This window comes from Rhodopseudomonas sp. BR0C11, assembly GCF_010820945.1.
In the GTDB taxonomy this organism is placed as follows: Bacteria; Pseudomonadota; Alphaproteobacteria; order Rhizobiales; family Xanthobacteraceae; genus Rhodopseudomonas; species Rhodopseudomonas palustris_H.
Genome location: NZ_QTKI01000197.1, coordinates 1 through 8,522, shown reverse-complemented (window position 1 = coordinate 8,522; position 8,522 = coordinate 1). Strand labels below are relative to the sequence as shown.

At 63.8% G+C, this 8,522-nt stretch carries 9 protein-coding genes; 5 read left to right on the top strand and 4 right to left on the bottom strand.

Annotation, left to right across the window (positions count from 1 at the left end; all coding sequences use genetic code 11):
• The coding region (locus DYI24_RS15610; protein ID WP_164572944.1) for an ATP-binding cassette domain-containing protein at positions 1 to 192 on the bottom strand (192 nt) is incomplete at its 3' end.
• Between the two features lie 77 nt (positions 193 to 269).
• Positions 270 to 1,052: a MetQ/NlpA family ABC transporter substrate-binding protein gene (locus DYI24_RS15605; RefSeq protein WP_107344284.1), complete on the bottom strand. Its 783-nt coding sequence runs from the start codon at positions 1,050 to 1,052 to the stop codon at positions 270 to 272.
• A 495-nt stretch (positions 1,053 to 1,547) separates the two neighbouring features.
• On the opposite strand from DYI24_RS15605, the gene DYI24_RS15600 reads away from it, so the two are divergent.
• Positions 1,548 to 2,594 carry an isopenicillin N synthase family dioxygenase gene (locus tag DYI24_RS15600; protein WP_164572943.1) on the top strand — a complete coding sequence of 349 codons (1,047 nt, stop codon included), beginning with the start codon at positions 1,548 to 1,550 and terminating at the stop codon, positions 2,592 to 2,594.
• 108 nt (positions 2,595 to 2,702) lie between these two features.
• On the opposite strand, the gene DYI24_RS15595 is transcribed toward DYI24_RS15600, so the two are convergent.
• Both DYI24_RS15595 and DYI24_RS15590 read right to left on the bottom strand, forming a co-directional pair.
• Complete coding sequence (locus DYI24_RS15595) at positions 2,703 to 3,875, bottom strand: trans-sulfuration enzyme family protein (RefSeq protein WP_164572942.1); 1,173 nt, start codon at positions 3,873 to 3,875, stop codon at positions 2,703 to 2,705.
• 1 nt (position 3,876) lies between these two features.
• Positions 3,877 to 5,274, bottom strand: coding sequence for a pyridoxal-phosphate dependent enzyme (locus tag DYI24_RS15590; RefSeq protein ID WP_164572941.1), 1,398 nt, complete (start codon positions 5,272 to 5,274; stop codon positions 3,877 to 3,879).
• Positions 5,275 to 5,744: 470 nt separating this feature from the next.
• Here DYI24_RS15590 and DYI24_RS15585 point away from each other — a divergent pair, with 470 nt between their 5' ends.
• The 4 genes from DYI24_RS15585 to DYI24_RS15570 are packed head-to-tail and all read left to right on the top strand — an operon-like array spanning position 5,745 to position 8,506.
• Positions 5,745 to 6,128, top strand: a complete 384-nt coding sequence (locus DYI24_RS15585; RefSeq protein WP_107344279.1) for a NifB/NifX family molybdenum-iron cluster-binding protein — start codon at positions 5,745 to 5,747, stop codon at positions 6,126 to 6,128.
• Positions 6,125 to 7,048, top strand: a complete 924-nt coding sequence (locus DYI24_RS15580) for a radical SAM protein (RefSeq protein WP_164572940.1) — start codon at positions 6,125 to 6,127, stop codon at positions 7,046 to 7,048. Before DYI24_RS15585 ends, DYI24_RS15580 begins: the two co-directional genes overlap by 4 nt.
• A 42-nt stretch (positions 7,049 to 7,090) precedes the next feature.
• On the top strand, positions 7,091 to 7,966 hold the full coding sequence (locus DYI24_RS15575) for a nucleotide-binding protein (RefSeq protein ID WP_164572939.1): 876 nt from the start codon (positions 7,091 to 7,093) through the stop codon (positions 7,964 to 7,966).
• A 42-nt stretch (positions 7,967 to 8,008) separates the two neighbouring features.
• Complete coding sequence (locus tag DYI24_RS15570) at positions 8,009 to 8,506, top strand: cupin domain-containing protein (RefSeq protein WP_164572938.1); 498 nt, start codon at positions 8,009 to 8,011, stop codon at positions 8,504 to 8,506.
• Positions 8,507 to 8,522 lie beyond the last annotated feature (16 nt).

Here is an 8,522-nt window from a genome sequence, read left to right as displayed (position 1 = left end):
GCCCGAGACGATCACCCGCCCTGCGGTCGGCCGCTCTAGCAGATTGATGCAGCGGACCAGCGTGCTTTTGCCAGCTCCCGACCTGCCGATGATGCCGTGGATTTCGCCGCGACGGATCGTGAGCGAGACGTCGTCGAGCACCGGCCCGGCGGCGTCCGAAAATGTCTTGCTGAGATGCTCGATCCGGATCACCGCGTCCCGGGAGGCGTCGGCTCCGCCGGCAACGAGGTGAAATTCGGATGGTGGCGGGAGCGCGTTCATCCGATCCGTCACCACGCCGCCAGGATATTGCCGTTGAATTTCGTCGCGATGAACTGCTTTACCTCGGGCGACTGATAGCTCTCGACCAAGGTCTTGACCCAAGGCTTGTCCGCATCCTTGCGGGCGACCCCGATCAGGCAGACGTAATCGGACTGCTGGCTTTCAATCAGCAGCGAATCCCGATTTGGAACAAGACCCGCACTCAGGGCGAAGAACGAGGTGATGACCGAAAAATCGACGTCTTCCAGCGACCGCGGCAGCTGCGCGGTTTCCATCGCCAGAATCTTCACCTTCTTCGGATTGTCGACGATGTCGAGTTCGGTCGCGCTGAAATTGCTGCCCGGCGCGAGCTTGATCACGCCGCCCGCCTCCAGCAACTTGAGCGCCCGCCCGCCATTGGTGGGATCGTTCGGAATCGAGATCTTGGCGCCGACCGGCAGATCCGCCAGCGACTTATGCTTGCGGGAATAGCCGGCCATCGGCAGCAGGATAGTGCGGCCCACCGAGACGATGTCGAGCCCGCGGTCGCGGTTTTGCTGATCGAGATAGGGCGTATGTTGGAAGGCGTTCGCGTCGAGTTCGCCATTATGGGTGGCAACGTCGATCAGCGCGCCGTCGGAGAACTCCACCAGCTTGACGTCGAGCCCCTTGGCCTTGGCGACCGGAACCAGAGCCTCGGTAATCTGCGCATGCGGACCGCTGGTGACGCCGACGCGGATGGTCTCGGCGCCGGCGGGATTTCCGGCCCCGATCGCGGCGGCGAGAATGACGGAGAATACGAGCGGTCGCATCAAGATAATTCCCTTCCCAATTTCAAAAATGCCTGCAGGTCTGCGGGCATGACGATGCCCGCGACCGAGGTCAGCCCAACCGATCACGTGGCCGCCAGCATCAACTGCGGCGTCCCGTCGATCATCACCGATGCTAGATGGCGCTCCCTGCGTTTTCAATTTTCGTGAGTAGTACGGCCATCTAAATTAGTTGCTCTGCAGATAAGCTTCTTCGAAATCCAAGCGAGATTCGAGATCAGGCATCCAATCGGTAATTTTGATTACAGCTGAGCTGCTAACGATCGATATCGGCCCGCAGGCGATGCGCGCCGCTTCGGCTTCGAGAACACCGATGCTTTCGGAAGCAGGACCCACTACGAAGCGCATCCGCGAGGAAATAAACCCAGCGGACCAACACGGATCGACAGCACGACCGATGCTATTTTCGCCGAAGCCTCGACAGCATGTCGGCACGCACGCATCATTCGAAGCCGCCGCTATAGTTGGAGCCAATCGATGACAGACTCGCCCTCGCAGCTTCCCGTCCTCGACCTCAGCCGATTTCGCAGCGACACCGCCGCGAGGGCGGAATTTCTCCGCGATGTCCGCAACGCCGCCTTCGGTCCCGGATTCTTCTACCTTGTCGGTCACGGCATCTCTGACCGGCTGATCCGCGACGTGCTGTTTGCCTCGCGCAACTTCTTTGCGCTTCCGGAGGCGGACAAGCTCGAGATCGAGATGATCAACTCGCCGCATTTCCGCGGCTACACCCGCGCCGGCCGGGAATTCACCCGCGGCCAGCCGGATTGGCGCGAACAGCTCGATGTTGGGGCCGAACGCGAGGCGTTCCCGCTCAGCCGGTCGGCGCCGGCCTGGACCCGGCTGCAGGGACCGAACCAATGGCCCGACTCGCTGCCAGAGTTGAAGCCGCTGCTGCTACGGTATCAGCAGGAGGTGACGGAGCTTGCGATCAAAGTGCTGCGGGTGTTCGCGGCCGCGCTCGGACAATCCGAAGACGTGTTCGAGCCAATCTACGTGCCCTCGCCCAACCAGCTGATCAAGATCATCCGCTATCCCGGGCGAGCAGCGGACGAAAGCGACCAGGGCGTCGGCGCCCACAAGGATTCCGGCTTCGTCACGATCCTGCTGCAGGACACCGTGGCCGGCTTGCAGGTCGAAACCGCCGACGGCTGGATCGATGCGCCGCCGCTACCGGGATCGTTCGTCGTCAATATCGGCGAGATCCTCGAGCTGGCCTCGAACGGTGCCCTGCGCGCCAATGTGCACCGTGTGGTATCTCCGCCGCCGGACACCGACCGGCTATCGGTCGCGTTTTTCCTCGGCGCACGGCTCGACGCCACCGTGCCGGTGCTGACGCTGCCGCCGGAGCTGACCGACTACGCCCGCGGCGTTACTCAGGATCCACAGAACCCATTGTTCCGCGAGGTCGGACGCAACTATCTCAAGGGCCGTCTGCGCTCGCACCCGGACGTGGCCGAACGTCACCATGCCGATCTGCTGGAGGAATATGCGATCAAGCCCGGCCTCGCGGTGGCCTATTAGGGAGCCACAGTCGTTCCGCTCACTGGATCGCTATGACAACACAGATGCCCAGCACATGCCGGGCATCTGTGATTTGCTGTGCTCAGATCTCGCTGTCCAGCGGGCTCGTCACAAGATGGACAGCGCCTGCTCGAGATCGTCGGTCAGGTCCTCGACGTCTTCGATGCCGATCGACAGCCGGATCAGATTGGGTGTGATCTGGCGCGCGAGCCGATCTTCTTCCGGCAGCGAGCCGTGGCTCATCGTCCACGGCTGCCCGACCAGGCTCTCCACGGCGCCCAGGCTCTCCGCTAACGCGAACAGTCTGAAGCGGCTCAGCACGTCGACGACCTGCTGTTCGTCGGCCTTCAGATAGGCGGCCACCATGCCACCGCCGCCGTCCATCTGGCGCGCCGCAAGTGCGTGCTGCGGATGGCTGTTGAGCCCGGGATAGACCACCCGCTCGATCTTCGGATGGGCATCGAGCCAGCGCGCCACCGCCAGTGCATTCGAACTATGGCGGTGCACCCGAAGCGGCAAAGTCTTGATGCCGCGCAATGCCAGGAAGCTGGAGAACGGATCGAGGATGCCGCCGGTGGCGTTCTGCAGGAACTGCAGCTTCTGCGCCAGCTCCGGATCGCGAACGACAATCGCACCGCCGACGATGTCGGAATGGCCGCCGATGTACTTGGTCACCGAATGCACCACAATGTCGATGCCGTGCTCCAGCGGGCGCTGCACCGCCGGCGACGCGAAGGTGTTGTCGACCACGGTGAGGACGCCGCGCTCGCGGCCGATCGCAGCGATCGCTTCCAGATCGGCCAAGCGCAGCGTCGGATTGCTCGGCGTCTCGATCCAGATGAAGGCGGTGTTCGGCTGGATCGCGTCGCGCAGCGCATCGAGATTGGCCGGATCGACATGGGTGATGGTCAGCCCGGCCGAATGGCTGCGCACCCGATGGAACAGCCGCCAGCTTCCGCCATAAAGATCGTCCGACGCCACAATGTGGCTGCCCTGCCCGGCGATCTCCAACAGCGCCGCCTCGGCTGCAAGCCCGGAGGCGAAAGCGAAGCCGGCGTGGCCGCGCTCGGCGTCGGCAATCGCGGCCTCGAACGCGGCACGCGTCGGGTTCTGCGAGCGCGCGTATTCGTAGCCCTTGTGCACGCCGGGCGCCGACTGAACGAAGGTCGACGTGGCGTAGATCGGCGTCGTCACCGCGCCGGTCGACGGATCGAAATGCTGGCCGCCGTGCACCGCACGGGTGTTGGCCCCGCGCTGCCGCAGGTTGGTGGTCTTATCCATATCAGTGCACCTTGCTACGCAAATGATTGATCAGGTCGATCCGGGTGATCAGGCCGAGGAAGCGCGAGCCGTCGACGACCACGACGACGTGGCCGCGATCGAACACCGGCATCAGGCTCTCGAATGGTGCCGACGTCTCAACGGTTTCGACCCGCTTGCTCATCGCCGAATGCACCGGTTCGGCGAATTTGGCCGGATCGCCGATCGTCGCCATCAGCAGATCGGACTCGTCGATGATGCCGACGACGCGGTCGTCGACCAGCACCGGCAGTTGCGACACCTCGTAGAGCTTCATCCGCGAATAGGCGAAATTCAGCGTATCCTCGGGAGCGACCGTGATCGAAGCCCCCTCGTCATGGCGACGCACGATCAGGTCGCGCAGATCGCCGTCGTGCCGGCGCGGGACGAAGCCTTGATCGGCCATCCAGGTGTCGTTGAACATCTTCGACAGATATTTGTTGCCGCCGTCCGGTAGCAGCGTCACCACCCGCTTCGGCCTGGTCTGCTCGCGGCAATAGCGCAGCGCAGCCGCCAGCAGCGTGCCGGACGACGAGCCGGCGAGAATCCCCTCTCGTCGCAGCAGTTCACGCGCGGCGTGGAAGGATTCGGCATCAGTGACGGTGTAGCCACGCGCCACCAGCTTCAGCTCGGCATTGCTCGGTACGAAATCCTCGCCGATGCCTTCGACCAGCCAGCTTCCGACCGGGCCGGGCTCCCGCCCTTCGACAACGTCGACCAGCACCGAGCCTTTCGGATCGGCCAGAATGATCTCGGTCGTCGGCGAGGCGCGTTGAAAGAACCGCCCGATTCCGGTCAGCGTGCCACCAGAGCCGATGCCGCACACCACCGCGTCGACCCGGCGATCCATCTGCTCCCAGATTTCCGGCGCGGTGCCGTATTCGTGGGCGAGCGGATTGGCCGGATTGGCGAACTGATTGACGAACACCGCGCCCGGGGTTTCCGCGGTGATCTTCTCGGCGAGATCCTGATAGTAAGCCGGGTGTCCCTTGCCGACGTCGGAGCGAGTCATCACCACCTCGGCGCCCATCGCCTTCAGGTGCAGAACCTTTTCGCGGCTCATTTTGTCCGGGATGACCAGAACCAGCCGATAGCCTTTGAGCGCGGCGATCAGTGCCAGACCGAGGCCGGTGTTTCCGGCGGTGGCTTCGACCAGGGTCCCTCCCGGCCGCAGCTCGCCGCTGCGCTCGAACGCCTCGATCATCGCCAGCGCTGGGCGGTCCTTGATCGACCCCCCTGGATTCTGGCCTTCGAGTTTGGCGAACAACCGGCACGGGCCGGCATCCAGCCGTGTCAGTTGTACCAGGGGCGTGTTCCCAATCAGATCGATCAACGCCTTGGGCGAGCGATCCTTGGGTGTGGCAAGACGGGCCAGGCTCACGATTTATTCTCTCGATCTTCCGCGATTGCAGCTGCGGAACGACGTCACCGCCGCGGATGTTGATCAAAGTGGGCCGCGTGGCTCCGCGGCGTCAATATGCACGCAACAGTTCAGCAAGAACGCGATCTCAAGCGCATCATCCGCAGCAGATTTGTATCGCGCAGCAATGCGGACGGAGATCTTGATTCTGCCCTTGTTCCGCGACGTCTCGCTTGCTGACAGCAAGAACCGCAATGGATCGCGTTCCGGAATCAATCTGCTGGACCAAGCTGGAGCAAGCGCGGTGCCACAGAGGCAACGCCGTACCGGCCACCACGCGACGTAGCATCGATTTGATTGCCGGGCGATTTCGACAGAACGCGTATCATCTTCGGCGAGCGACAACGAAAGCCATTGCTCCGGCCGATCAGCTACCTAATCGATCATCCGCATTGCGCGCGGAAATACGCTGATGAGCTGCGTGGGGCCATATGGGATCGCCATCATCGGAGTCCGAACCGATCAAGGTTGCAATTGCCACCGGGAACGGCGTCGGCGTCACCGAGCATTTCGGCTATGCGACCGACTTTCAGATCTGGGACGTCTCGACATCGACTCCCCGGCTGCTCGAGACCCGCCGCAACATCCCCGGCTGCGGTGCTGACCGCAGTGCGGCGCAGCAGCGCGATCCGCTCGACGTCTCGGTCGATCTCGTAGCCGACTGCCGTGCCGTCGTGGTCGCCAAGATCGGCGAATGCGGTGTCAATCGCCTTGCTGAACTCAACATCCTCGCGTTCGAGACCGACGATACCGTCGACAGCGTGGTGCGCGAGCTGGCGGAGAGCAGCTTGCTGCGGGAGCGCTGCCCCGCATGACTTTATCGTTGAACGCAAATGCCGATGCTTTGCAGCACGCGACACCTGCGTTCCCGGCGCTGGAAGGCCGGCATCCATGTTTCAGCACCACGTCGGAAGGCCATGCCGCCGCGGAGCGGCTCCACCTTCCCGTCAGCCCCGATTGCAATATCGACTGCTCGTTCTGCAAACGCGACTTTGACCACCGCGATCAGCGCCCGGGCGTCGCGACGCGGCTGTTGTCCCCGGAGGACGCCGAGGCAGTGGTCGAACGCGCGCTCGAACTCTGCCCCTCCCTTGCCGTGGTCGGGATCTCGGGCCCCGGCGAACCGCTGGCAACCGATCATGCGCTCGATACTTTCGTGCGAATTCGCGCCCGTTGGCCGCAACTGACGCTGTGCCTCTCGACCAACGGGCTAATGCTGCCATCACGGATCGAGGAGATCGCCGCGGTGGGGATCGAAACCCTCACGGTGACGGTCAACGCCGTCGATCCCGACATCCAGGCCACGATCACGCCCAACATCGCGCGGCAACGACGACGCCTCGATGGCCGAGCAGCGGCCGAGCGTCTGATTGGCAACCAGCTCGAAGGTATCGCGCTTGCCGCCGCGCTCGGCCTCACCATCAAGGTGAACACCGTGCTGATCCCCACCGTCAACGAGGATCACATCGGGGACATCGCAGCCGAGGTCGCAGCCGCCGGCGCGCGGATGATCAACATCATCCCGCTGATCCCGCAGCATCGCTTCTCCAATCTTCCAGCGCCAAGTCTGATGCGACGCTACGTCGCCCGCGCCGACGCCGAGCGTCATTTGCGCGTGTTCCACGATTGCCAGCCCTGCCGCGCCGACGCCTGCGGCGTACTCGGGATCAGCGATTACACCGCCACGCTCTATGGCAACGAATTGCTCACTGAGCCGACCTTTTCGCACGGCTGACGCCGCCCCACAGTCATTGGAAATTTTGGATAGGAGCCGACCATGGCCAACAAACTGAAGCAAATCGCCATCTACGGGAAAGGCGGGATCGGCAAGTCCACCACCACCTCCAATATCAGCGCGGCCCTGGCTGAAGCAGGCTACAAGGTGATGCAGTTCGGCGCCGACCCGAAGGCCGACTCCACCAACACGCTCCGCGGCGGCGCCTACATCCCGTCGGTGCTCGACCTGCTGGCGGAGCGCCGACGCGTCGATGCCTACGAGGCGATTTTTCAAGGGTTCGGCGGCATCTATTGCGTCGAGGCCGGCGGTCCGCAGCCCGGCGTCGGTTGTGCCGGCCGCGGCATTATCACCGCGGTCGAACTCTTGAAACAGCAGCGGGTCTTCGAAGAACTCGACCTCGATTACGTGATCTACGACGTGCTGGGGGACGTGGTGTGCGGCGGCTTCGCCGTGCCCGTGCGCGAGGGCATCGCCGAACACGTGTTCACGGTGTCGTCGTCCGACTTCATGGCGGTCTATGCCGCCAATAACCTGTTCCGCGGCATCGAACGGTTCTCCAACTCGGGCGGCGCCCTGCTCGGCGGCATCATCGCCAATTCAATCAACACCGACTTCCAGCGCGACGTGATCGACGATTTTGCCGCGCGCACCGCGACGCCGATCGTGCAATACGTGCCACGCTCCCTGACCGTCACCCAGGCAGAACTCAGCGGCCGCACCACCATCGAGGCGGCACCGCAATCGGCGCAAGCCGACATCTATCGCCAGCTCGCGCACCGCATCGCAGAGCACACAGAGTCCAAGGTGCCGACGCCGCTCGATCCGCAGCAACTTCGCGAATGGTCGAGCAGCTGGGCGGATCGACTGGTCGCTGCCGAGCGCACCGAAGCCGAGCGCGACCGCGCGGTCGCCTGACGCACCCTCACTCCACCCCTGGCTGCTTTGAAGAGGACAACGATGGCAACTCTCCTGTTCGCCGACGGACGCGAGGCGACCGCCGCGGAGATCGAAACAATCGCACGCGCGCATCGCATCGTGGTGGAGCATCGCCCGGTGCCGACGGCGCTGGCGGAAACTCTGGCGCGACCGCTGCTCGACGGCACTGAAATCGCCACCGTGCTTGACGCGCTACCACCGCGCCCGGAGTTTCCGTCGCGCGACCTGATTGTGCTGCATCCGGAACGGGAGGATAACGAGCAGCTCGCCACCAAATTCGAGAGCTGGCACCGCCACGGCGGCGACGAGATCCGTCACATCCTCGATGGCGCCGGCATCTTCGGCGTGATCGTCGACGGGCGGCGAGCCGATCTTCACGTTGGTCCCGGCGATTTCATCGTGGTGCCCGCGGGCCTCGAACATAATTTCCGCCTCACCGCCGCCCGCCGGATCAAAGCCGTTCGCTATCTCAGCGATGCCACGGGGTGGGCAGCCGAGTTTACTGGTCGAGCAGCTTGACTCGGAGCACGACGAC

What these genes read in the sequence shown, in the direction of transcription:
- DYI24_RS15605 (WP_107344284.1), bottom strand. Translation starts at nt 1,052, where the DNA reads ATGCGACCGCTCGTATTCTCCGTCATTCTCGCCGCCGCGATCGGGGCC.
- DYI24_RS15600 (WP_164572943.1), top strand. Translation starts at nt 1,548, where the DNA reads ATGACAGACTCGCCCTCGCAGCTTCCCGTCCTCGACCTCAGCCGATTT.
- DYI24_RS15595 (WP_164572942.1), bottom strand. Translation starts at nt 3,875, where the DNA reads ATGGATAAGACCACCAACCTGCGGCAGCGCGGGGCCAACACCCGTGCG.
- DYI24_RS15585 (WP_107344279.1), top strand. Translation starts at nt 5,745, where the DNA reads ATGGGATCGCCATCATCGGAGTCCGAACCGATCAAGGTTGCAATTGCC.
- DYI24_RS15580 (WP_164572940.1), top strand. Translation starts at nt 6,125, where the DNA reads ATGACTTTATCGTTGAACGCAAATGCCGATGCTTTGCAGCACGCGACA.
- DYI24_RS15575 (WP_164572939.1), top strand. Translation starts at nt 7,091, where the DNA reads ATGGCCAACAAACTGAAGCAAATCGCCATCTACGGGAAAGGCGGGATC.
- DYI24_RS15570 (WP_164572938.1), top strand. Translation starts at nt 8,009, where the DNA reads ATGGCAACTCTCCTGTTCGCCGACGGACGCGAGGCGACCGCCGCGGAG.